Below are 21,457 nucleotides of genomic sequence, written 5' to 3'. Positions count from 1 at the left end.
TTTTAAAGAATAATTTTATCCTTAAATTTCATTGCCTTAATCGTAAATACTTGATGTTTTAACAACTCAAAAACAGATCTCATAAGGAATTTACGGGAAAAATAGCTGCAATTTAGCCATTGCAAACCGAATCAAAGAGTGCCAGTATTAATCACATCAAATCACAATATGATTACTTTTGATTGAACGCAGGAGTCGAACGATGAGTAAAGTGAACACCATCACCCGTGAATCATGGATTCTGAGCACCTTCCCGGAATGGGGTTGCTGGCTGAATGAAGAGATTGAGCAGGAACAGGTTGCGCCTGGCACCTTTGCAATGTGGTGGCTCGGCTGCACGGGGATTTGGCTGAAATCTGAAGGCGGCGCCAACATTTGCGTCGATTTCTGGTGTGGGACGGGCAAACAGAGCCACGGCAACCCGCTGATGAAAAAGGGCCATCAGATGCAGCGCATGGCAGGCGTAGAAAAACTTCAGCCGAACCTGCGCACCACGCCGTTTGTGCTTGATCCTTTCGCCATTCGCCAGATCGACGCCGTGCTCTCCACCCACGATCATAACGATCACATCGACGTCAACGTCGCTGCCGCGGTGATGCAAAACTGCGCCGATGATGTTCCTTTCATCGGGCCACAAACCTGCGTCGATTTATGGATCGGCTGGGGCGTGCCAAAAGAGCGCTGCATCGTCATGAAACCGGGCGACGTGGTGAAAATCAAAGATACGGAGATCCACGCGCTGGATGCCTTTGACCGCACGGCGCTTATCACGCTGCCTGCCGACCAGAAAGCCGCAGGCGTGCTGCCGGACGGCATGGACGAACGTGCGGTGAACTACCTGTTCAAAACACCGGGCGGTTCGCTGTACCACAGCGGCGATTCACACTACTCCAACTACTACGCGAAGCACGGTAACGAGCATCAGATTGACGTTGCGCTCGGCTCCTACGGCGAAAACCCGCGCGGCATTACCGATAAAATGACCAGCGCCGATATGCTGCGCATGGCGGAAGCGCTGAATACCAAAGTGGTGATCCCATTCCACCACGATATCTGGTCAAACTTCCAGGCCGATCCGCAGGAGATCCGCGTGCTGTGGGAGATGAAAAAAGATCGTCTGAAGTATGGCTTTAAGCCGTTCATCTGGCAGGTTGGCGGCAAGTTCACCTGGCCGCTGGATAAAGACAATCTTGAATATCACTATCCGCGCGGATTCGATGATTGCTTCACCATTGAACCAGACCTGCCGTTCAAATCATTCCTCTGATTGATGCGCCCCGTTGCCAGGCCCAAAGCCTGGCGATTTTCCATTTATCTTAGTAATTTCATGCTATTTCAAATATCATCTTTTCAAATCAATACTTATCGGAATAGCTCATGACGGAAGCGCAACGACATCAAATATTACTGGAACTCCTGGCGCAAACGGGGTTTATCACCGTCGAAAAAGTGATTGAACGTTTAGGGATTTCCCCCGCAACGGCACGGCGAGATATCAACAAGCTGGATGAGAGCGGCAAGCTCAAGAAAGTCCGTAACGGTGCAGAAGCCATCAGCCAACAGCGCCCGCGCTGGACACCGATGAATATTCATCAGGCGTTGAATCATGATGAGAAAGTGCGTATCGCCAGAGCGGCATCGCAGCTGGTTAACCCGGGCGAAAGCGTGGTGATTAACTGCGGTTCAACGGCGTTTCTGCTGGGCAGGGAAATGTGCGGTAAGCCGGTGCAAATCATCACCAACTATCTGCCGCTGGCCAACTACCTTATCGATCAGGAGCACGAAAGCGTGGTGATCATGGGCGGCCAGTATAATAAGAGCCAGTCGATCACGCTGAGCCCACAGGACAGTGAAAACAGCCTCTACGCCGGGCACTGGATGTTTACCAGCGGTAAAGGGCTAACCACCGACGGCTTGTATAAAACCGATATGCTGACCGCCATGGCAGAACAGAACATGCTTAACGTGGTCGGTAAGCTCGTTGTTCTGGTCGACAGCAGCAAAGTGGGCGAGCGCGCAGGTATGCTGTTCAGCCGGGCTGAGCAGATTGACATGGTGATCACCGGAAAAAGCGCTAACCCTGAGATCCTCCAGAAGCTGGAAGACCAGGGCGTAACGGTGCTACGCGTTTAAAGGTGCTGGCGGAAAAATGCCACGGTCGCGTCCAGCGCCGTCGGCGTAATGCGGTGCCGCACACCGGCTTCCCACAAACAGGTGAGATTGCTGTCCAGCCCTTCACGCTGTAACGCCTGCTGCAGACGGAACGTTTCGCCGGGCGGCACGACGTCGTCCGCATCGCCATGCCATAACAGCAGCGGACGATCGGCCAGCTGCGCCAGCGCATGGCTGACGTCCCATTCCGCCAGCAACCCTTCAATTTCCTGGGGTGCCTGCGGCGGGAAAAGCGTTTTCGCCAGCGTGGTAAAGTAACCCGATCCCATCAGGCAGGCTACGGCTCTCACCTCCGGATGGCGGGCCATAATGCCCAACGCCGTCATCCCGCCCATGGAGGCTCCCGCGACCGCCAGGCGGTCATCCGCCACCAGCCGTGACTGACGAAGCGCATCATGCAGCCCGGCGAATTCCGTGAGATTGCCGTGCAGGATGTGCCAGAACTGACCAAGCCGGGCCGCCTCGTTACCTGTGAATCGCGCGCCGTGGTCGGGGGCATCCGGCATCACGACGCGAAAACCCGCCTGCGCCAGCGCCACGGCAAAATAGCTGTATACCAGCTTCGATGAGGTAAACCCATGGTAAAAAACCACGGTGGGCAGCGGGTGTTCACCTTTTCCGGCGGGAAAAGCGTGTAATATTTCATTATCGCCGAGGCGTCGTGTTTCAAGTTCAATCATTGTCACTCCTGGGCTACCGGATGATTCATAATGTTGAGAACTGGGTTACGGTTTCACGATATTTTCATTCGAAAATTACGCCCCAGCTAACACTTCGGGAACATTCCCCCAAAACTAAATTTACAGACAACTACACTATGGCTATCAGGAAACGAGATATGGTTATGCGCAGGTTTGCTGCTTTATTGCTGGTCTCTCTGCTTGGCGGCTGTAGCGCGCTGCAGGGCACACCACAACCCGCTCCGCCGGTCACCGATCGCCCGCAGGAAATTCGTCGTAATCAGACGGAAGGATTACAACGAATGGGCACCGTCTCTGCGATGGTGCGCGGTTCCCCGGACGACGCGGAGGAGGCAATCAGAGCACAAGCCGTCGCCGCCAAAGCAGATTATTACGTCATCATTATGGTCGACGAAACCATTATTACGGGACAGTGGTACTCGCAGGCCATTTTATACCGTAAATAACGGCGATCATTTGAACGACATTTACACTGCTTTGCGTCCATAGACATTTTCCTGTCCACAATAAACTCCATGCCAGCAACAATGGAAGTGAGTTTATTCGCGAAGGATTGCCCGGCGGATACCGGAGACATGTGAAATGGAGCTGACAATGAAACGAACTCTTGCTTTAACCTCTCTGTTGCTCTCAGCGGGCCTTGTAAGCACGACCGCGCAGTCGGCGGAATTCGCCAGCGCAGATTGCGTAACGGGTCTGAATGAGATTGGTCATATCTCCGTAAATAATATTTCGGGAAGTCCACAAGACGTTGAACGTGTCGTTGCATTAAAAGCCGATGAGCAGGGTGCGTCGTGGTATCGCATTATCCAGATGCAGGAAGACCATCATGTCGATCACTGGCGAGTACAGGCCATTCTCTATGCATAATCCCTCCCAGTAAAAGCCACTTATTTTTAGTGGCTTTTCATTTTTGCAAATCTTTCATCACCTTATAAGCCATTAATAAAACAAATAAATAACATCCAGTTACATTTATAGAGTAAATGTTAGCCCTGCTCTGCCGTTGAAAAGCCATACCTTTTTAATAATGAGCAATTTATGATCAGTTTTTTCCGCCGTGCAGGCCTGGGCACTAAGCTATCGCTGCTGACCGGCGTGAGCGTCGCCATTCTGTTTCTGCTGTTCACTTTTCTTCTCAGCCATAAGGCCAGCCAGCAGCTGGAATCACTGGCCGTTGAGGATCTGCATAATCAGTCCACCGGCATGGTGGATATGGTCGAGATGTTCAACACCAGCCTGAGCGAAGAGGTCGAAAGTTATACCCGGCTTTTCACCACCTTTCTTCCGCAACCGTTACATGTCGATTCCGCCGAGAGCAGGACGATCAACGGATTAACCGTTCCCCTGCTGAAAGGCGGCGAGACCGGGCTGCATGATAACAATGCCCTTTCCGACGACTTCCTCAATCGAACCGGTGCGATTTCGACGCTGTTTGTCCGCAGCGGTAATGACTTTATCCGTGTCGCCACGTCCCTGCGCAAAGAGAATGGCGAACGCGCAATGGGTACCGTGCTGGATACCACCAGCCCGGCGTTTGCCGCCGTCACCAAAGGGGAAGTGTACCGTGGGCTGGCGCTGCTTTTCGGCAAGCGTTATATCACCCAGTATCAGCCCGTCAAAAACAGTGACGGCCAGGTGATCGGCATTATTTTTGTCGGGGTGGATATCACCCACTCCTGGAACGTCATGCGCGAGAAAATCCTTAACCGTCGCCTCGGTGAAAGTGGACACTTTTTCGTTCTCGATCGCAGCACCGGGAAGACCCGCGGGCAATACCTGTTCCACAACAGCGAAGAGGGACAATTGCCCAAATGGGATAGCGCCACGCAACAGCAGTTGCTGAGCGATACCGCCGGTACGCTGGAGCGGATCAGTGATGATGGCCGCACGCTCAAAATGGCCTACACCCCGCTTCCGGGCTGGAACTGGACCATCGTGGGCGAGGTGGATAAAGCAGTACTGCTCTCAAACGTGAATCACCTGCGCGATCGCTTCTTGCTGGCGGGCGTGGCGTTATCGGTGCTATTTGCAGGGCTGTTCGTCATGATTATCCGTCGCATGCTTACGCGCCCGTTACGCAATGTGATCCACCTTGCCCGCCTGTACGCGGCAGGCGATCTGCGGGCAAACCTGCCAGTGACGCGCCAGGATGAGGTCGGCCAGCTGATCGCGGCGATCAACGGTATCGGGGATGGCCTGCAAAAGATCGTTATTCAGGTCCGTGAGGCCGCAGGCGACATTCGGACCGGAACCAACGCGCTGGCCAATGATAGCGGCGAGATTTCAGAGCAGATCAACAAGCAGGCCAGCAGCGTAGAAGAGACCTCCGCCAGCATGGAGCAGCTGGCCGCGACGGTGCAGCAAAATGCGGCCAACATGGAGCAAACGCAGCAGCTCGTCGGAGAGACGTCGCGCGCGGTGCATCAGGGCGGTGAAACGGTCACCCACGCCGTTGCCACCATGGATGATATTCGTGATGCGTCAAAACGCATTGAAGATATCACGCGCGTGATCGAGTCAATCGCTTTCCAGACCAACATCCTGGCCCTCAATGCGGCAGTCGAAGCGGCGAGGGCGGGCGAGCATGGCAAAGGTTTCGCGGTGGTCGCGCAGGAGGTCCGCGCCCTGGCGGCACGCAGCGCCAACGCGGTGAAAGAGATTGAGCAGCTGATTGGCGACACGCTGAACAAAGTGAGCGAGGGGCACGCGCTTTCCGAGCAGACGCGCCTGGCGATGGATGCCATCATCGTTCACATCAATAACATCAGCCAGCTGGTGACTGAAATTAACCACGCCTCCCGCGAACAGTCCGCCGGGATTGGCCAGGTTAACCTGGCCATGACCCACATTGGTGAAGCGTCGCACATCAACGCCGATCGCGTTTCACGCAGCGAGCAAACCGCACACGCGCTGCGCGAGCAAGGATCGCACCTCGCCCGGCTGGTAAGCCTGTTCCAGCTGAAAGATTAACCCACCCTGCCCGTGGCGCGCAGCAGCAGGTCATTTTGCACCTGTTCGCTCATCAGCGTTCCGCCACGGGTATCCAGCATCATGCGACACCACGCCTGCGCCATCGGCGGCGAGGCGTGCCGCAGCATCTGGCTTCCCGCGCCCAGCAAACTGAGCTGGCGGGCAATCTCCCTGCCCTGCGCCTCCTGAGGCTTACGCAGCTTCTGCTGGAGCTGCCGCCAGCTGCGATCGAAGTGGCGATCTTGCCCTTTTACCTGGGCGAAGTCGTCGCTGAGCAGGTCGAGCATTCCCGGCTGCTTCGTCAGGACCCGCAGCACGTCCAGGCACATAATATTCCCCGAGCCTTCCCAGATACTGTTCACCGGCATTTCCCGGTACAGACGTGGCAGTTCGTTATCTTCGCAGTAGCCTGTCCCCCCCAGCACTTCCATCGCTTCCGCCACAAAGGGAATGCCTGCCTTGCATACGCTGAATTTCGCGGCCGGAGTGAAAAGCCGCGCCCAGGCCATCTCCTGCGGATCGGCGCGCTTATCCCATGCGCGGGCAAGACGAAACAGCAGCGCGGTTTGCCCCTCCAGCACCAGCGCCATCCGGCTAAGCACCTCGCGCATCAGAGGCTGGTCGATCAGGTTTTTTCCAAACGTCTGCCGCTGATGGGCATGATACAGCGCCACCGAAAGCGCCCTGCGCATAAGCCCGTGGCTGCCGAGCGCGCAGTCGAAGCGCGTCAGCCCGCCCATTTTGAGGATTTGCCGAACCCCTTCCCCCTCCTCGCCCAGCAGCCAGCCGGAGGCATCCAGAAACTCGGCCTCGCTGCTGGCATTAGAGCGGTTACCCAGCTTGTCCTTCAGGCGCTCCAGGCGCACGGCGTTGCGCTGTCCGTCAGGCAAGAAACGCGGAACAAAAAAGCAGGATAAACCGCCCTTCGCCTGCGCCAGCACCAGATGAGCATCGCTTTGTGGGACGGAGAAAAACCATTTGTGGCCCACCAGCCGGTAGCTGCCGTCACTGCATTTTTCCGCCTTCGTGGTATTGCTCAGCACGTCGGAGCCGCCCTGCTTTTCCGTCATCCCCATACCGATAAGCAGCCCCCGTTTCTGCCCACCGGGGGCCAGATGCGGATCGTAACGGTCACCGAGCAGCGGGTTTCGCCAGCTTTCGAAGGGCTTGGGCAGCGCCTGCAGCAGCAGCGGCGTGGCGGCAAAGGTCATGGTGATGGGGCAAAGCGTGCCCGCTTCCACCTGCGCATGCAGCACAAAGCGTGCAGCCCGGGCGACGAAGGAGCCTTTACGCGCCTCCTCTTCCCACGCCAGGTTATGCACCCGGTTGGCGCACAGCCCCTGCATCAGCAGGTGCCACGCGGGGTGGAAACGGACGTCGTCAAGCCGCCCTCCCATCGCATCATAACGCAGCAGTTCGGGCGGGTTCACGTTGGCCAGCCTGCCCAGCTCCAGCGATTCCGCCGTGCCCAGCTGCTGCCCAATGCTGGCGAGAAGATCCATGTCCCATTCGGCACCTTCGCGCGCCACCGCGTCGCGCAGGGCGCAGTCCGAGAGGAAAAGATTGCTGTTAGAGAGCGGGGAAGGTTGATTGAAAACGGTGTGAGTCTGCCAGTGCATACTGTCTCCCTCCTTCAGTGGCAATGAAGATAAGTATGGACAGAGCGCCTGCGGGCTGCATGGGAGTCGGGTCACATGCTGGCGATCGCATTGAAAGGCTTCGTGAAATAGCTCACAGAACATAAGAATAAACTATTTCATGGTAGCGCTTTTGTTGAATAATTTATTCTTACTCTTTTCTGCGAGGATCGTTATGCAACCGGATGCGCACAAGCGTGCATTAATTGCAGGCTCCATAGGTAACTTCATCGAGTGGTACGAGTTTGCGGTCTACGGTTTCCTGGCGACCGTGATTGCGAAGAATTTTTTCCAGCTCGACGGTGAAACGGGGCTAACCAGCCTGATCCTCACCTACGCCTCGTTTGCCATCGCCTTTTTCTTTCGCCCGCTGGGCGCGGTGGTGTTTGGCCGTATTGGCGACAAGATTGGCCGTAAACCGACGCTGATTATCGTGCTGGTCCTGATGACGCTCGCCACCGCCGCCATCGGTATTGTGCCGGTCTATGCCAGCATCGGGATTGCCGCACCGCTGATCATCACCCTGCTTCGCATCCTGCAGGGACTGTTTGCCGGAGGGGAATATGGCGGGGCCGTGTCACTGATGACCGAGTTCGCACCACGCGGCAAGCGCGGCCTGTACGGCGCGTGGCAGTCCTTCACCGTGGCGCTGGGGCTGTTAGCAGGTGCAGGCATTGTGGCGCTGCTCTCCGTACTGCTCACTCCCGAGGCGCTCCACGACTGGGGATGGCGCATTCCGTTCTTCCTCGCGCTGCCTATGGGTGCCGTCGCGCTGTGGCTGCGGGTCAGCATGGAAGAGACGCCAAGTTTTGTGCAGCAAAAAGAGAAACCGGCTGTCGCTCAGGCCGACATCGCGGCTACGCTTAGGGCCATCGTGACGGGCATTGGCCGGGTCATGGTGTGGTCCGCGGCGGGCTATACCTACCTGGTGATCATGCCAACCTATCTGCAGTCGGCCCTGCATACCGGGTTCAACCAGGCGCTGCTGATTGCTGTGATTTCAAATATTGGCTTTGCGCTCACCATCATTCCGTCGGGGATCCTGAGCGATAAGATAGGACGCCGCACGGTGATGATTATCGCCGCCGCGCTGCTGCTGATCCTCGCCCTTCCGCTGCTCAACATCCTGCAGGCGGAGTGGAGCACGCTGGCCGTCAAAGCCATCGTGGTGCTAATTGCAGGCGGTCTGGTGGGGATGCTGGCGGGGCCAGGTCCGGCCATGCTCTCGGAGATGTTCCCGACGCGCGTGCGCTATACCGGGCTTGGGCTGGCCTATTCCCTGTCGAATGCGATTTTCTCAGGCTGTGCGGGCTTAATCATTACCAGTCTGATTAAAGAGACAGGCAATCTTGATATTCCGGCCTATTACGTAATGGCAACGGCGGTGGTGAGCATCGTGGCGCTGATGACATTGAGGAAGGATGACCATTTGCGGGCGTTAGAGGAGTGAGGTTGTTTTGCCGGGTGGCGGCTTCGCCTTACCCGGCTTACAAAACCGTAGGCCCGGTAAGCGAAGCGCCACCGGGCGAAAATCAACTACGCTGACGCACCGCTTCAAACAGGCAGATGCCCGTCGCGACGGAGACGTTCAGCGACGACACGCTACCTGCCATCGGAATGCTGATCAGCTCGTCACAGTGCTCGCGCGTCAGGCGACGCATGCCTTCCCCTTCTGCGCCCATCACCAGCGCCATGCGGCCGGTCATCTTGCTTTGGTACAGGGTGTGATCCGCTTCGCCAGCCGTACCGACGATCCAGATATTCTCTTCCTGAAGCAGACGCATGGTGCGCGCCAGGTTGGTCACGCGGATCAGCGGTACGTTTTCCGCCGCGCCGCAGGCCACTTTTTTGGCCGTCGCGTTCAGCTGCGCTGAGCGGTCTCTTGGTACGATCACCGCGTGGACGCCCGCCGCATCGGCGCTGCGCAGGCACGCGCCGAGGTTGTGCGGATCGGTCACGCCATCAAGGATCAGGAAGAACGGGTTATCCAGCCCGGCAATCAGATCCGGCAGATCGTTTTCCTGGTACTGACGGCCCGGCTTCACGCGCGCAATAATGCCCTGGTGAACCGCGCCTTCACTTTTCTCATCCAGGTACTGACGGTTCGCCAGCTGGATCACCACGCCCTGCGCTTCCAGCGCGTGGATCAGCGGCATCAGACGTTTGTCTTCACGCCCTTTCAGAATAAACACTTCCTGAAAACGCTCCGGCGCGCGCTCCAGAAGGGCCTGCACCGCGTGGATGCCGTAAATCATTTCACTCATTGATGGTTCTCATTATGACAATGCTTGTCCCCCTCCCTTTTCGGGAGAGGGTCAGATTAGCAGAGTAGTTTACTCCGCCTGCTGTTTCTTCGCAGCGCGTTTTGCTTTGGTAGCGGCCGCGATTTTCTGGGTTTTGGTAGAAGGCTTCTTCGCTTTCCGGGCGTCTTTCTTCGCTGCCTTCGGCTTTTGTTTCTTCTCGCCACGGAAGGCACTGTCCGGCTCAAAGTTTACCTTTTTACCGGCCTGACGGCGTTTACCACCCGCGTTGCTGTTGCCGCCTTTTTTCGCTCTTTCACGCTCGGTTTTGCCGACGTTACGCGGCGCACGCTCGCTGGAGATCAGGCTGAAGTCGATTTTACGGTCGTCCATATTGACGGCTTCAACTTTCACTTCCACGCGGTCGCCCAGGCGATAGGTCTGGCCACCGGATTCGCCAATCAGGCGCTGGCCCACCTGGTCGAAGCGGTAGTAGTCGTTATCCAGGCTGGAAACGTGCACCAGACCGTCGATAAACAGCTCATCCAGACGCACGAAGAACCCAAAGCCGGTCACGCTGGCAATCACGCCTTTAAAGACGTTGCCGACCTGATCCAGCATAAAGTCACACTTCAGCCAGTCAGCCACATCACGCGTGGCTTCGTCGGCGCGGCGTTCAGCCATGGAGCAGTGCTGACCAAGCTGCAGCATCTCGTCCATCGAGTAGTGATAGCCGCCGGTTTCGGTGGTGTTACCTTTGTGACCCTGCTCCTGAGCCAGCAGATACTTGATGGCGCGGTGCAGAGAGAGGTCCGGATAACGACGGATCGGCGAGGTAAAGTGCGCGTAAGACTGTAGCGCCAGGCCAAAGTGGCCCCGGTTTTCCGGATCGTAAATCGCCTGCTTCATGGAACGCAACAGCATGGTTTGCAGCATTTCTGCATCCGGGCGGTCGCCAATGGACTCCAGCAACTCGGCGTAATCACGCGGCTCTGGCTTGTTGCCGCCAGGCAGTTCCAGTCCTAATTCGGACAGAACGGTGCGGAACGAATTCACTGCTTCCGTCGTCGGCTTATCGTGGATACGGAACAGCGCCGGCTCTTTGGCTTTCTCAACGAAACGTGCCGCTGAGATGTTCGCCAGGATCATGCACTCTTCAATCAGCTTATGCGCATCGTTGCGCTGGGTCTGTTCGATGCGCTCGATACGACGCTCGGCGTTGAAGATAAACTTCGCCTCTTCGCTCTCAAACGAAATCCCGCCGCGCTCTTCGCGCGCCTGATCCAGCGTTTTGTAGAGGTTATGCAGCTCTTCGATGTGCTTGACCAGCGGCGCGTACTGTTCGCGCAGATCCTGGTCGCCCTGCAGCATATGCCAGACCTTGGTATAGGTCAGGCGCGCGTGCGAGCTCATCACCGCTTCGTAGAATTTGTAGCCGGTTAAGCGGCCCTTGGTCGAGATGGTCATTTCGCAGACCATACACAGACGATCAACCTGCGGGTTCAGCGAGCAGAGGCCATTGGAGAGCACTTCCGGCAGCATCGGCACAACCTGTGACGGGAAGTAGACCGAGGTTCCACGGCTGCGCGCTTCGTTGTCCAGCGGGGTATTCGGACGCACATAGTAACTGACGTCTGCAATCGCAACCCACAGACGCCAGCCGCCACCGCGTTTCTTCTCGCAGTATACGGCATCATCGAAGTCGCGGGCGTCTTCGCCATCGATGGTCACCAGCGGCAGGGCGCGCAGATCCACGCGGCCCACTTTGGACTCTTCCGGCACTTCTTCACGCAGGTTTTCGATTTGCTCTTCAACCGCTTTCGGCCAGACGTACGGGATCTCATGGGTACGCAGCGCCATATCGACGGCCATACCGGTGCCCATGTTATCGCCCAGCACTTCGACGATTTTACCTACCGCTTTGGTACGGCGGGTTGGACGCTGGGTGAGTTCAACCACCACCACAAAGCCCATGCGCGCGCCCATCACCTCTTCAGGCGGGATCAGGATGTCGAAGCTCAGACGGCTGTCGTCCGGCACCACAAAGCCCACGCCTGCATCGGTAAAGTAACGGCCCACAATCTGGCTGGTTTTCGGTACCAGCACGCGCACCACGCGCGCCTCACGGCGGCCTTTACGATCGGCTCCCAGCGGCTGCGCCAGGATCTGATCGCCGTGAATACACATCTTCATCTGTTCGGATGAGAGATAGAGATCGTCTTTACGGCCTTCCACGCGCAGGAAGCCAAAGCCATCGCGGTGCCCAATGACCGTGCCTTTCAGCAGATCGAGACGTTCAGGCAGGGCGTAGCACTGGCGGCGGGTAAAGACCAGTTGCCCGTCGCGCTCCATGGCGCGCAGGCGGCGGCGAAGGGCTTCGGTTTGCTCTTCACCTTCAATGTTTAATTCAACGGCAAGTTCTTCACGATTGGCGGGTTTTTCGCGTTTGGTTAAGTGTTCAATGATGAACTCGCGGCTGGGGATAGGATTCGCGTATTTTTCGGCTTCGCGTTCCTGGAAAGGATCATGTGACATGTCGGTTCCTCCGTTGTCAGCTCCGGTGGAAATTTTCTTCATTCCACCAGCAATAATTTATAAAGCGGTTGATTCTCTTCAACCAAATCGGCCAGCGTGTAGTTATCCAGTTCCTTGAGAAAACTTTGCACGGCCTGAGAAAGCGCCTGTTTCAGGCGACAAGCGGGGGTGATGTGGCAAAATGCGCTGCTGCAGTTCACCAGAGACAAGGGCTCCAGTTCACGTACCACATCCCCAACACGAATACTCTGCGCCGGTTTACCCAGGCGGATCCCACCATTCTTCCCGCGGACGGCAGCAACGTATCCGGCACGACTAAGTTGATTGATTATTTTGACCATATGATTACGGGACACGCCGTATACCTCTGTGACTTCAGAGATACTTGTCATTTTCCCGGCGGGTAACGACGCCATGTAAATGAGCGCGCGTAAGCCGTAATCGGTGAAACTTGTTAACTGCACATCAACCTCAGGAAATAAGGAAAAACGCGGTCAAACCGCAGAGATATTCATTAATGATGATAAACCAGCCAGCCAGGTAGCGGCTAATTTATTTGACAGACGGGGCGAAAAAGCGGATATCCAGGAGGGGTCGCCGGATGGCGCTACGCTTATCCGGCCTACGGGTCACCCCGCAGGCCAGCAGTCACGAAGATTATGCGTCGAACGGGTCGCGCAGGATCATCGTTTCAGTACGATCCGGGCCGGTAGAAATAATATCGATCGGCACTTCGGTCAGTTCTTCAATACGCTTGATGTAATCCAGCGCCGCCTGCGGCAGGCCGCTACGCTCTTTCACACCGAAGGTGGTCTCAGACCAGCCCGGCATGGTTTCGTAGATTGGCTCGATGCCTTCCCAGTCGTCAGCAGCCAGCGGCGTGGTGGTCACTTCGCGGCCATCTGGCATACGGTAACCTACGCAGATTTTCACCTCTTTCAGGCCGTCCAGCACGTCCAGCTTGGTCAGGCAGAAGCCAGACAGGGAGTTGATCTGCACGGCACGACGTACGGCAACCGCGTCCAGCCAGCCGGTACGACGACGACGACCGGTGGTCGCGCCAAACTCGTTACCCTGCTTGCACAGGAACTCGCCGGTTTCATCAAACAGCTCGGTCGGGAATGGACCTGCACCCACACGCGTGGAGTACGCTTTGATGATACCCAGAACGTAATCCACATAACGTGGACCCAGACCAGAGCCGGTCGCCACGCCACCTGCGGTGGTGTTAGAGGAGGTCACGTACGGATAGGTACCGTGGTCGATGTCCAGCAGCGTACCCTGCGCACCCTCGAACATGACGAAATCGCCACGCTTGCGCGCCTGGTCCAGCAGATCGGAAACATCAACAACCATACCGGTCAGGATGTCAGCAATCGCCATGACGTCATCCAGCACTTTCTGGTAGTCAACGGCGTCAGCTTTATAGAAGTTAACCAGCTGGAAGTTGTGATATTCCATCACTTCTTTCAGTTTTTCAGCAAAGGTCGCTTTATCGAAGAGGTCGCCGACGCGCAGACCGCGACGTGCTACTTTGTCTTCGTAAGCCGGGCCGATACCACGACCGGTCGTCCCGATCGCTTTCGCGCCACGCGCTTTTTCACGTGCCACATCCAGCGCCACGTGATAATCCAGGATCAGCGGGCAGGCTTCGGAGAGCAGCAGACGCTCGCGAACAGGAATACCACGGTCTTCCAGACCTTTCATCTCTTTCATCAGGGCAGCAGGAGACAGCACGACGCCGTTACCGATGATGCTGGTGACGTTTTCGCGAAGAATGCCTGATGGAATAAGATGGAGGACGGTTTTTTCACCGTTGATTACGAGAGTATGGCCTGCGTTGTGACCGCCCTGATAGCGTACAACATATTTAGCCCGTTCAGTCAGAAGATCAACGATCTTCCCTTTACCTTCGTCACCCCATTGGGTGCCCAGTACGACGACGTTGTTACCCATTTTTTCAAAATCACCGATTGCTTAAAAATGGATTCTACCATCGCTTTTTCAGATATACAGCACTTTTTGACCCTAAAACATGCCAAATCCGACCACTTTTTGATCAGCCAATCGTTTTCCTCAACATGTAGTAGATAACGATCCCCGCAACCACAAGACCCCCGCCAAATCGACGTAAAATATTATCCGGAAGACTGCTCATGGTGGCGATCATCCGACGCCAGGCACGCGGGTAAAGCATCGGCCCGAGGCCTTCCAGCACCAAAACCAGGGCCAGAGCGAGCCAGATCGTTGAATTCATTTTTGTTCCTTATAAAAGAAAACCACCGCTCCGTGAAGAGCGGTGGTTTGAATACTCAAACGCGCCTGAGTTTATCGCGTTGCGTTGGCCGGCGTCTTCATATAACGGAAGAAATCGCTGTCCGGGCTGAGCACCATCACATCCTGGTTGCTCTGGAAGCTATTCTCGTAAGCACGCAGGCTACGGATGAAGGCGTAGAAGTCAGGATCCTGGCTGAAGGCATCAGCAAACAGTTTCGCCGCTTCGGCATCACCTTCACCGCGCAGGATACGGCCCTGACGCTCAGATTCCGCCAGCGTCTTGGTCACTTCGTAGTCCGCCGCTGCACGCAGTTTCTCAGCCTCTTCCTGACCCTGTGAACGGTGACGACGGGCTACCGCTTCACGCTCGGCGCGCATACGGTTGTAAATCGCCTCAGACACTTCTGCAGGCAGGTTGATCTGCTTGATACGCACATCGACCACTTCGATACCCAGCGCCGCCATACTGTTCGGATTGATCACCGGCACGTTGCCGTTGGTTTCCGTCTGAACACGCTCAGCCGCTTTGGCAATCGCGTCATCCGCAGCCGGAGTTTCCACCTCGTCTTCCGTACCCGCAGAACCGGAGTTCAGCGCATCACGCACTTCGAGAGTCAGACGACCACGGGAGTCGGTAACGATGTCTTTCACGTCCAGACGACCAATTTCAGAACGCAGACGGTCAGAGAACTTACGTTTCAGCAGCACTTCTGCCTGAGAAACGTCACCGCCGCCTGTCGCCAGGAAGTAGCGGCTGAAATCACTGATGCGCCATTTGATGTAGGAATCAACGATCAGGTCTTTTTTCTCTTTGGTCACAAAACGGTCGGCCTGGTTATCCATAGTCTGAATACGCGCATCGAGCGTTTTCACCGACTGAATAAACGGAACCTTGAAGTGCAGGCCCGGCTCATAGATCACCGGACGCTTGTCGCCATCACGCACGACGCTGCTGAACTGGAATTTGATCCCACGCTCGCCCTCTTTCACCACAAAGATCGAGGTGTAAAGCACGACCAGTACGATGATGATGATCGCAATAACTGACTTACGCATCCTTATTCCCCCTGACGCTGGTAGTCGTTACGCTGCGCGTTAGCACGGCGTTGGTCCATAATGTCACCATCGTTCGAAGAAGGCGTTGTGTTCGCGCTGGAGCTGCCCTTTGAGGCTGGCGGCAGACGCAGCAGGTTGTTTGCGCCGCTGGTGTCTTTCGCAGCCGGTGCAGAACCGCCTTTCAGCATCTGATCCAGCGGCAGAACCATCAGGTTCCCGCCCTTGCTGTCGTTAACCAGCACTTTACGCGTGTGGCTCAGCACTTTTTCCATGGTTTCGATATACAGACGCTCACGGGTAATTTCCGGAGCCGCTTTATATTCCGGCAGGATCTTCGCGAAACGCGCCACCTCACCCTGTGCTTCCAGGATGGTCTGCGTCTTATACGCACGCGCTTCTTCCAGAATACGCTGCGCCTGACCGTTAGCACGCGGCTGAACTTCGTTGGTGTACGCTTCCGCTTCACGGATGTACTGCTGCTCGTTTTCACGCGCGGCAATCGCATCGTCAAATGCGGCTTTCACCTCTTCCGGCGGACGTGCAGCCTGGAAGTTGACGTCCAGCAGGGTGATACCCATGTTGTACGGGCGAATGGTCTCTTCCAGCTCACGCTGGGTATCGCTACGAATAACGGTACGACCTTCCGTCAGGATGCGGTCCATGGTGTACTTGCCGATCACGCCGCGCAGGGCGCTGTCGGTTGCCTGACGCAGGCTGTCGTCCGCGCTGGTCACGCTAAACAGATAACGTTCTGGATCGGTCACGCGGTACTGCACGTTCATTTCAACGCGCACGACGTTTTCGTCAGAAGTCAGCATTACGCCAGAGGCGGCCAGTTCACGGACGGATTCCACGTTTACCGCGGTCACGTCGTCAATGAAGGTCGGTTTCCAGTTCAGACCCGGCTCAACCAGATGGCTGAACTTACCAAAACGGGTAACCACGCCGCGCTCCGCTTCTTTAATGGTGTAGAACCCGCTGGCTGCCCAGATGATCACCACGGCAGCAGCAACAATGCCCACGATGCGGCCACCCATTTGCGGGCGAGGTCCCTGAGTGGAATTTCCACCCGTGCCAGAACCTTTACCCCCACCTAACCCACCCAGCTTTTTGCTGAGCTTACGGAAGATGTCATCCAGATCCGGCGGCCCCTGCTCGCGACCACCTTTGTTGCCATTTCCCCCAGAGTTGCCGCCTTGATTATTGCTGCTTCCCCACGGGTCGCGGTCTTGTCCGTTATTACCGGGCTGATTCCACGCCATGTATATGCTCCATATTTGTTATGCAAGGGCGAATTATTCAGGCATCCCCTTTCTGATCAGACGATATAGTCGACCAGCGCAGGTTCTTGTTTACAGAGGCGACGCCAGTCAACGATCGGCATACGCACCTGCATCCCCACGCTGCCGTCATCCTCCATCCACTCTTTTTCTATCGCCTGAAGCTGATAAAACCGGCTGCGCAGCCTGCCTTCCTGTGGCGGCAGTCGCAGCGTGTGCTGAGCTACCTCACCGGAAAGACGTTCTGTCAAAGCCTGGAAAAGCAGTGGCACACCAACACCGGTCTGGGCAGAAAGCCAGACCCGAATCGGTTTGTTCTCTTCATCTCGGTCGATACGCGGCTCGAAATCCTCCAGCATATCGATTTTGTTCATCACCAGCAGCGTCGGGATTTCGTGGGCCTCGATCTCTTCGAGCACCACGTTTACCGCGTCGATGTTCTCCTGCACGCGCACGTCTGCTGCGTCAATAACGTGCAGCAGCAAGGTCGCCTGGCGCGTCTCCTGCAGGGTGGCTTTAAACGCTGCCACCAGATCGTGCGGCAGATGGCGGATAAACCCTACGGTATCCGCCAGCACCGTTTCACCGACGTCCGCAACGTCAATACGACGCAGCGTCGGGTCCAGGGTCGCAAACAGCTGGTCTGCGGCATACACCTGAGCCTCGGTTATCTGGTTAAACAGGGTGGATTTACCGGCGTTGGTATAGCCCACCAGCGACACCGTCGGGATGTCGGCTTTCGTTCGCGCCCGACGTCCCTGCTCACGCTGTTTCTCTACGCGTTCCAGGCGTGAGAGGATCTGGGTAATACGGCCACGCAGTAAACGGCGGTCGGTTTCGAGCTGGGTTTCACCCGGACCGCGTAAACCAATCCCGCCCTTTTGTCTTTCAAGGTGGGTCCAGCCACGCACAAGACGCGTCGCCAGATGGCGCAGCTGCGCCAGCTCAACCTGCAGCTTCCCTTCATGGGTACGCGCACGCTGAGCAAAAATATCTAAAATTAGCCCTGTGCGATCGATAACCCGACATTCGCAAAGTGCTTCAAGATTACGCTCCTGAGCGGGAGACAGCGCGTGATCAAACAACACGACTGATGCGCCGGTTGCTTTAACGGCATCCGCAATTTCAACTGCTTTACCTTCACCAACAAAATACTTCGGGTGCGGCGCTTTACGGCTACCGGTAATCACCTGCATTGCTTCGACGCCAGCGGAAGAGACCAGAGTTTCAAACTCCTGGAGGTCTTCCATATCTTTGTCTTGCGAAAAATAGATGTGTACCAGCACCGCCTGCTCACCGGCATCATAACGGTCAAACAAGCGTAAACCTCTCAATAAAGATCAACGGGGAACGCAGGATCCCTGGCTCCCCGTGTGGATAACAGCCGAAACCTTATTCGGTATCGTCGCTGTCCTGCGCAGGGGCAGTAGAACCCTGTGCGTTGCTACCATGATGGTAGTTACTACCTGTGCCGCCGCCAGCGTTATTGCTGTGATGAGATACCGGACGAGACGGAACAACAGTAGAAATAGCGTGCTTATAGACCATCTGGCTGACCGTGTTTTTCAACAGAATCACGAACTGATCGAAAGACTCAATCTGACCTTGCAGCTTAATACCATTCACCAAATAAATAGAAACTGGAACACGTTCCCGACGCAATGCGTTCAGGAACGGATCTTGTAAAGATTGCCCCTTAGCCATTCTATCTTTTCCTTATATGCTTGTTTTGTACTTAGAACCTTGCGATTCTGAAAAATTGCGCACGATACGGCTTAATTGTACACATTCAGTGAGCGATATCACCAATAACCTCAATCACTTCGTTTAACGCCTGTTGTGGTTTTTCACTGTCTAACCAGTGAACCCCCTCCCAACCGCGCAACCAGGTGATCTGGCGCTTCGCTAACTGCCTCGTGGCGCAAACACCTCGATAAACCATTTCATCGTATGAAATCTCACCTTCAAGATACGACCACATCTGGCGGTATCCCACACAACGAATGGAAGGCATGTCCGTATGCAAATCTCCACGGGCAAAAAGCGCCCGCACTTCTGCTTCAAAATCTGAAGCCAACATCTGATGAAAACGCTGCTCAATTCGTTGATGGAGCAGTTCACGGCTCGCCGGGGCGATGGCGAACTGATGCACCTGATACGGCAGAGCCTCTCCTGACGTTTGCGTCAGTTCCGTTAAAGTTTTACCCGAAATGAAAAAAACTTCCAGTGCCCGGGAAAGCCTTTGCGGATCATTTGGATGAATCCGTGCTGCGGCAACCGGATCGACTTGTGCCAGTTGCTTGTGCAAAACGTCCCACCCCTGCTCTGCCGCCTGCTGCTCAATCTTTGCTCTTACCTCAGGATCCGCCGATGGCAGAGGTGATAACCCCTCCAGAAGCGCCTTAAAGTAGAGCATGGTACCGCCAACCAGCAGCGGTATTCGTCCTGCCGCCGTAATGTCGGCCATTTCGGCCAGGGCATCGCGGCGAAAATCGGCTGCCGAATAAGCCTGAGCCGGGTCAAGAATATCCAGCAAACGATGCGGTGCCGCGCGCAGTTCGTCTGCGTCTGGCTTCGCCGTGCCAATATCCATCCCCCGGTAAATGAGGGCAGAATCAACGCTAATCAACTCTACAGGCAAAACTTTACGCAGCTCAATGGCTAATGCCGTTTTACCGGAAGCCGTCGGCCCCATTAAAAAAATTGCCTTAGGCAGGCTCGCCTTGCTTACATCAATCATCTTTCAGGGCGATCATCGCCGTTTTTAAATCAACAGGTTGTAATAATCCACCCGGTGGCGCTTTTACCAGATGCGGACAAAGGCGTTCCACCTCCGCCAGCACGGTAATGGCCTGCGCCATACTCCATGCAGCGTGTTCACTTGCCAGATGGCGAGCAATCCACTGCGCGGTATTCGCGGTATCAGACGTTGTCTGTTGCGCCAGGTAGCCTATCAGTTCAGGAATCAAGTTTTGTAAATTTTGTTGGCGTAAGGGTAAAGGCACTGCGCGAATGGTCACATGCTGCGCTTCAAGTGCGATTTCAATACCCATTTCCGCCAGTAACGGCGTTGCACGCTGCAATACCGCTGCTTCCTGTGCGGTTATTTTCAGGCGTACGGGGATCAGGAGCGGCTGTGCGCAAGCGGCATTGATCCCCGGCGTCAGCTGCGCCTGTTTGAGCCAGCGTTCCGCCACCGGCAGCGCCAGCAGCATCAGTTGCCCTTCGCGTTCGAGCAGCGCGACATCCGGCGCGATGATGGTCAATACCCGTCCAAAGCTCTGGCTGTGGCCGTCCAGCGAAGGCGTAGAGACCGCAATGCGTTCTTTATGCTCAACGGCTGGCGTATCCAGCAGCTTGCGGTACAACGCCCCCTGCTGCTTTTGATAACCCGGCTGGGCGTTCGGGTAGTTCGCCCCCGTGGCTCGCGGCGTGCTGCCGGACGCGGCGAATCGCGGTGCCGCCGGTTCACGCGCAACGGCGGGTTCGGCAAAGTGGTTACGCCCTGCGGCGACCCGGTTTTCCGGCAGTGAACGCGCAGACGGCTCGCTGTCGTCCAGCGGTAACGTCGGCTCTGCCTGCTGCTGCAATACGCTCACTACGCCCTGATAAATAAAATCATGCACCAGGCGCGACTGATGGAAACGGACCTCATGCTTGGCCGGATGAACGTTAACGTCAACCTGGTGCGGGTCAATATCCAGATAGAGCACAAAGGCGGGCTGCTGATCCGCACCGAGCTTCTCTACACAGGCCTGGCGAATTGCGTGGTTGATCAAGCGATCGCGCATCATACGCCCGTTGACGTAGCAGTACTGAACCTCAGCAAACGCGGCGCTGCTCACCTTAGGATCGGCCACCCAGCCGCGCAGGGCTAAATCGCCATGCTGCCACTCAATCGCCAGCGCGTGCTCGAGGAAGGGCGTTCCGCAGATGGCGCCCAGGCGGCGCTCTTTTTGACCGCCTTCAGCGACCGCGCGGTACTGGCGCATGACTTTGCCGTTATGGCTGAGGTTGATCGTGACATCAAACCGCGCCAGTGCGATGCGGCGAATAATCTCATCGATATGGCCGAATTCGGTCTTCTCGGTGCGCATGAACTTGCGTCGGGCGGGCGTGTTGTAAAACAGATCCAGCACTTCCAGCGTGGTGCCAACCGGATGTGCGGCAGGTTTCACCGTCACATCCATGTCGCGCCCTTCGGCGTAGGCTTGCCAGGCCTCCTGCTGTTCGGCCGTGCGGGAGGTGAGCGTAAGACGTGAAACGGAACTGATACTGGCAAGCGCCTCGCCGCGAAAACCCAGGCTGATAATCGCTTCTAGGTCGTCAAGCGAGGCGATTTTACTGGTGGCATGGCGCGCCAGAGCTAACGCCAGCTCGTCCTTTTTGATGCCGCAGCCGTTGTCCCGAATGCGGATAAGCTTCGCGCCACCGCGTTCGATATCAATATCGATGCGGGTTGCGCCCGCATCAAGGCTGTTTTCCACCAGCTCCTTCACCACCGATGCAGGGCGTTCAACCACCTCACCGGCGGCGATTTGGTTCGCGAGCTGCGGCGGGAGAATCTGAATCGGCATGACGTCTCC

Annotated in this window: 19 protein-coding genes; 6 read left to right on the top strand and 13 right to left on the bottom strand. The window is 56.3% G+C overall.

Annotated features, from left to right (window positions below; genetic code table 11):
• Positions 1–202: 202 nt before the first annotated feature.
• Both ulaG and ulaR read left to right on the top strand, forming a co-directional pair.
• Positions 203–1,267 (top strand): L-ascorbate 6-phosphate lactonase, encoded by a 1,065-nt coding sequence (ulaG, locus tag ACWKX3_RS18225; RefSeq protein ID WP_006178987.1) that lies wholly within the window; start codon positions 203–205, stop codon positions 1,265–1,267.
• Positions 1,268–1,377: 110 nt separating this feature from the next.
• On the top strand, positions 1,378–2,133 hold the full coding sequence (ulaR, locus tag ACWKX3_RS18220) for an HTH-type transcriptional regulator UlaR (RefSeq protein WP_006178986.1): 756 nt from the start codon (positions 1,378–1,380) through the stop codon (positions 2,131–2,133).
• Here ulaR and yjfP read toward each other — a convergent pair.
• Positions 2,130–2,852 carry an esterase gene (gene yjfP / locus ACWKX3_RS18215; RefSeq protein WP_202561573.1) on the bottom strand — a complete coding sequence of 241 codons (723 nt, stop codon included), beginning with the start codon at positions 2,850–2,852 and terminating at the stop codon, positions 2,130–2,132. The genes ulaR and yjfP overlap by 4 nt on opposite strands.
• A 137-nt stretch (positions 2,853–2,989) precedes the next feature.
• Between yjfP and bsmA the strand changes: the two genes are divergently transcribed.
• The 3 genes from bsmA (at position 2,990) to ACWKX3_RS18200 (ending at position 5,846) form a co-directional block, all read left to right on the top strand.
• Positions 2,990–3,319, top strand: coding sequence for a biofilm peroxide resistance protein BsmA (gene bsmA, locus ACWKX3_RS18210; RefSeq protein ID WP_006178984.1), 330 nt, complete (start codon positions 2,990–2,992; stop codon positions 3,317–3,319).
• Positions 3,320–3,467: 148 nt separating this feature from the next.
• On the top strand, positions 3,468–3,743 hold the full coding sequence (gene yjfN / locus ACWKX3_RS18205; protein ID WP_167519818.1) for a DUF1471 family protease activator YjfN: 276 nt from the start codon (positions 3,468–3,470) through the stop codon (positions 3,741–3,743).
• A 171-nt stretch (positions 3,744–3,914) separates the two neighbouring features.
• Complete coding sequence (locus tag ACWKX3_RS18200; RefSeq protein WP_454542172.1) at positions 3,915–5,846, top strand: methyl-accepting chemotaxis protein; 1,932 nt, start codon at positions 3,915–3,917, stop codon at positions 5,844–5,846.
• Here ACWKX3_RS18200 and ACWKX3_RS18195 read toward each other — a convergent pair.
• Positions 5,843–7,465, bottom strand: a complete 1,623-nt coding sequence (locus ACWKX3_RS18195; RefSeq protein WP_088208710.1) for an isovaleryl-CoA dehydrogenase — start codon at positions 7,463–7,465, stop codon at positions 5,843–5,845. The genes ACWKX3_RS18200 and ACWKX3_RS18195 overlap by 4 nt on opposite strands.
• A gap of 193 nt (positions 7,466–7,658) precedes the next feature.
• Between ACWKX3_RS18195 and ACWKX3_RS18190 the strand changes: the two genes are divergently transcribed.
• Entirely contained in the window at positions 7,659–8,933 is a 1,275-nt protein-coding gene (locus tag ACWKX3_RS18190; RefSeq protein ID WP_454542171.1) for an MFS transporter, read from the top strand.
• A gap of 82 nt (positions 8,934–9,015) precedes the next feature.
• On the opposite strand, the gene rlmB is transcribed toward ACWKX3_RS18190, so the two are convergent.
• The 11 genes from rlmB to mutL all read right to left on the bottom strand — a co-directional run bounded on the left by rlmB (position 9,016) and on the right by mutL (position 21,448).
• Positions 9,016–9,747 carry a 23S rRNA (guanosine(2251)-2'-O)-methyltransferase RlmB gene (gene rlmB, locus ACWKX3_RS18185; RefSeq protein ID WP_006178978.1) on the bottom strand — a complete coding sequence of 244 codons (732 nt, stop codon included), beginning with the start codon at positions 9,745–9,747 and terminating at the stop codon, positions 9,016–9,018.
• A gap of 69 nt (positions 9,748–9,816) precedes the next feature.
• Positions 9,817–12,258, bottom strand: coding sequence for a ribonuclease R (gene rnr, locus ACWKX3_RS18180; protein WP_454542170.1), 2,442 nt, complete (start codon positions 12,256–12,258; stop codon positions 9,817–9,819).
• Between the two features lie 38 nt (positions 12,259–12,296).
• Entirely contained in the window at positions 12,297–12,722 is a 426-nt protein-coding gene (nsrR, locus tag ACWKX3_RS18175) for a nitric oxide-sensing transcriptional repressor NsrR (RefSeq protein ID WP_058609530.1), read from the bottom strand.
• 193 nt (positions 12,723–12,915) lie between these two features.
• Positions 12,916–14,214: an adenylosuccinate synthase gene (locus ACWKX3_RS18170; protein ID WP_006178975.1), complete on the bottom strand. Its 1,299-nt coding sequence runs from the start codon at positions 14,212–14,214 to the stop codon at positions 12,916–12,918.
• Positions 14,215–14,317: 103 nt separating this feature from the next.
• Positions 14,318–14,515 (bottom strand): DUF2065 domain-containing protein, encoded by a 198-nt coding sequence (locus tag ACWKX3_RS18165; RefSeq protein ID WP_032643808.1) that lies wholly within the window; start codon positions 14,513–14,515, stop codon positions 14,318–14,320.
• Between the two features lie 71 nt (positions 14,516–14,586).
• Positions 14,587–15,591 (bottom strand): protease modulator HflC, encoded by a 1,005-nt coding sequence (gene hflC, locus ACWKX3_RS18160; protein WP_101738371.1) that lies wholly within the window; start codon positions 15,589–15,591, stop codon positions 14,587–14,589.
• A 2-nt stretch (positions 15,592–15,593) separates the two neighbouring features.
• Positions 15,594–16,853, bottom strand: a complete 1,260-nt coding sequence (gene hflK / locus ACWKX3_RS18155) for an FtsH protease activity modulator HflK (RefSeq protein WP_006178972.1) — start codon at positions 16,851–16,853, stop codon at positions 15,594–15,596.
• 56 nt (positions 16,854–16,909) lie between these two features.
• On the bottom strand, positions 16,910–18,190 hold the full coding sequence (hflX, locus tag ACWKX3_RS18150; RefSeq protein ID WP_006178971.1) for a ribosome rescue GTPase HflX: 1,281 nt from the start codon (positions 18,188–18,190) through the stop codon (positions 16,910–16,912).
• Between the two features lie 73 nt (positions 18,191–18,263).
• Positions 18,264–18,575 carry an RNA chaperone Hfq gene (gene hfq / locus ACWKX3_RS18145; protein ID WP_006178970.1) on the bottom strand — a complete coding sequence of 104 codons (312 nt, stop codon included), beginning with the start codon at positions 18,573–18,575 and terminating at the stop codon, positions 18,264–18,266.
• An 85-nt stretch (positions 18,576–18,660) separates the two neighbouring features.
• Positions 18,661–19,611: a tRNA (adenosine(37)-N6)-dimethylallyltransferase MiaA gene (gene miaA, locus ACWKX3_RS18140; RefSeq protein ID WP_006178969.1), complete on the bottom strand. Its 951-nt coding sequence runs from the start codon at positions 19,609–19,611 to the stop codon at positions 18,661–18,663.
• Complete coding sequence (mutL, locus tag ACWKX3_RS18135; protein WP_454542169.1) at positions 19,604–21,448, bottom strand: DNA mismatch repair endonuclease MutL; 1,845 nt, start codon at positions 21,446–21,448, stop codon at positions 19,604–19,606. Before mutL ends, miaA begins: the two co-directional genes overlap by 8 nt.
• Between the last annotated feature and the right edge of the window lie 9 nt (positions 21,449–21,457).

The sequence above is a fragment of the Enterobacter sp. UPMP2052 genome, assembly GCF_053709675.1.
Note: the sequence above shows the minus strand (reverse complement) of the source record. Positions and strands in the feature narration are given on the sequence as shown.

Coding starts and splice junctions, on each gene's coding strand:
- hfq (WP_006178970.1), bottom strand. CDS start 18,575: ATGGCTAAGGGGCAATCTTTACAAGATCCGTTCCTGAACGCATTGCGT.
- ACWKX3_RS18170 (WP_006178975.1), bottom strand. CDS start 14,214: ATGGGTAACAACGTCGTCGTACTGGGCACCCAATGGGGTGACGAAGGT.
- ulaR (WP_006178986.1), top strand. CDS start 1,378: ATGACGGAAGCGCAACGACATCAAATATTACTGGAACTCCTGGCGCAA.
- rlmB (WP_006178978.1), bottom strand. CDS start 9,747: ATGAGTGAAATGATTTACGGCATCCACGCGGTGCAGGCCCTTCTGGAG.
- hflC (WP_101738371.1), bottom strand. CDS start 15,591: ATGCGTAAGTCAGTTATTGCGATCATCATCATCGTACTGGTCGTGCTT.
- miaA (WP_006178969.1), bottom strand. CDS start 19,611: ATGATTGATGTAAGCAAGGCGAGCCTGCCTAAGGCAATTTTTTTAATG.
- ACWKX3_RS18190 (WP_454542171.1), top strand. CDS start 7,659: ATGCAACCGGATGCGCACAAGCGTGCATTAATTGCAGGCTCCATAGGT.
- rnr (WP_454542170.1), bottom strand. CDS start 12,258: ATGTCACATGATCCTTTCCAGGAACGCGAAGCCGAAAAATACGCGAAT.
- yjfN (WP_167519818.1), top strand. CDS start 3,468: ATGAAACGAACTCTTGCTTTAACCTCTCTGTTGCTCTCAGCGGGCCTT.
- ACWKX3_RS18200 (WP_454542172.1), top strand. CDS start 3,915: ATGATCAGTTTTTTCCGCCGTGCAGGCCTGGGCACTAAGCTATCGCTG.
- hflK (WP_006178972.1), bottom strand. CDS start 16,853: ATGGCGTGGAATCAGCCCGGTAATAACGGACAAGACCGCGACCCGTGG.
- ACWKX3_RS18165 (WP_032643808.1), bottom strand. CDS start 14,515: ATGAATTCAACGATCTGGCTCGCTCTGGCCCTGGTTTTGGTGCTGGAA.
- mutL (WP_454542169.1), bottom strand. CDS start 21,448: ATGCCGATTCAGATTCTCCCGCCGCAGCTCGCGAACCAAATCGCCGCC.
- ulaG (WP_006178987.1), top strand. CDS start 203: ATGAGTAAAGTGAACACCATCACCCGTGAATCATGGATTCTGAGCACC.
- bsmA (WP_006178984.1), top strand. CDS start 2,990: ATGGCTATCAGGAAACGAGATATGGTTATGCGCAGGTTTGCTGCTTTA.
- ACWKX3_RS18195 (WP_088208710.1), bottom strand. CDS start 7,465: ATGCACTGGCAGACTCACACCGTTTTCAATCAACCTTCCCCGCTCTCT.
- yjfP (WP_202561573.1), bottom strand. CDS start 2,852: ATGATTGAACTTGAAACACGACGCCTCGGCGATAATGAAATATTACAC.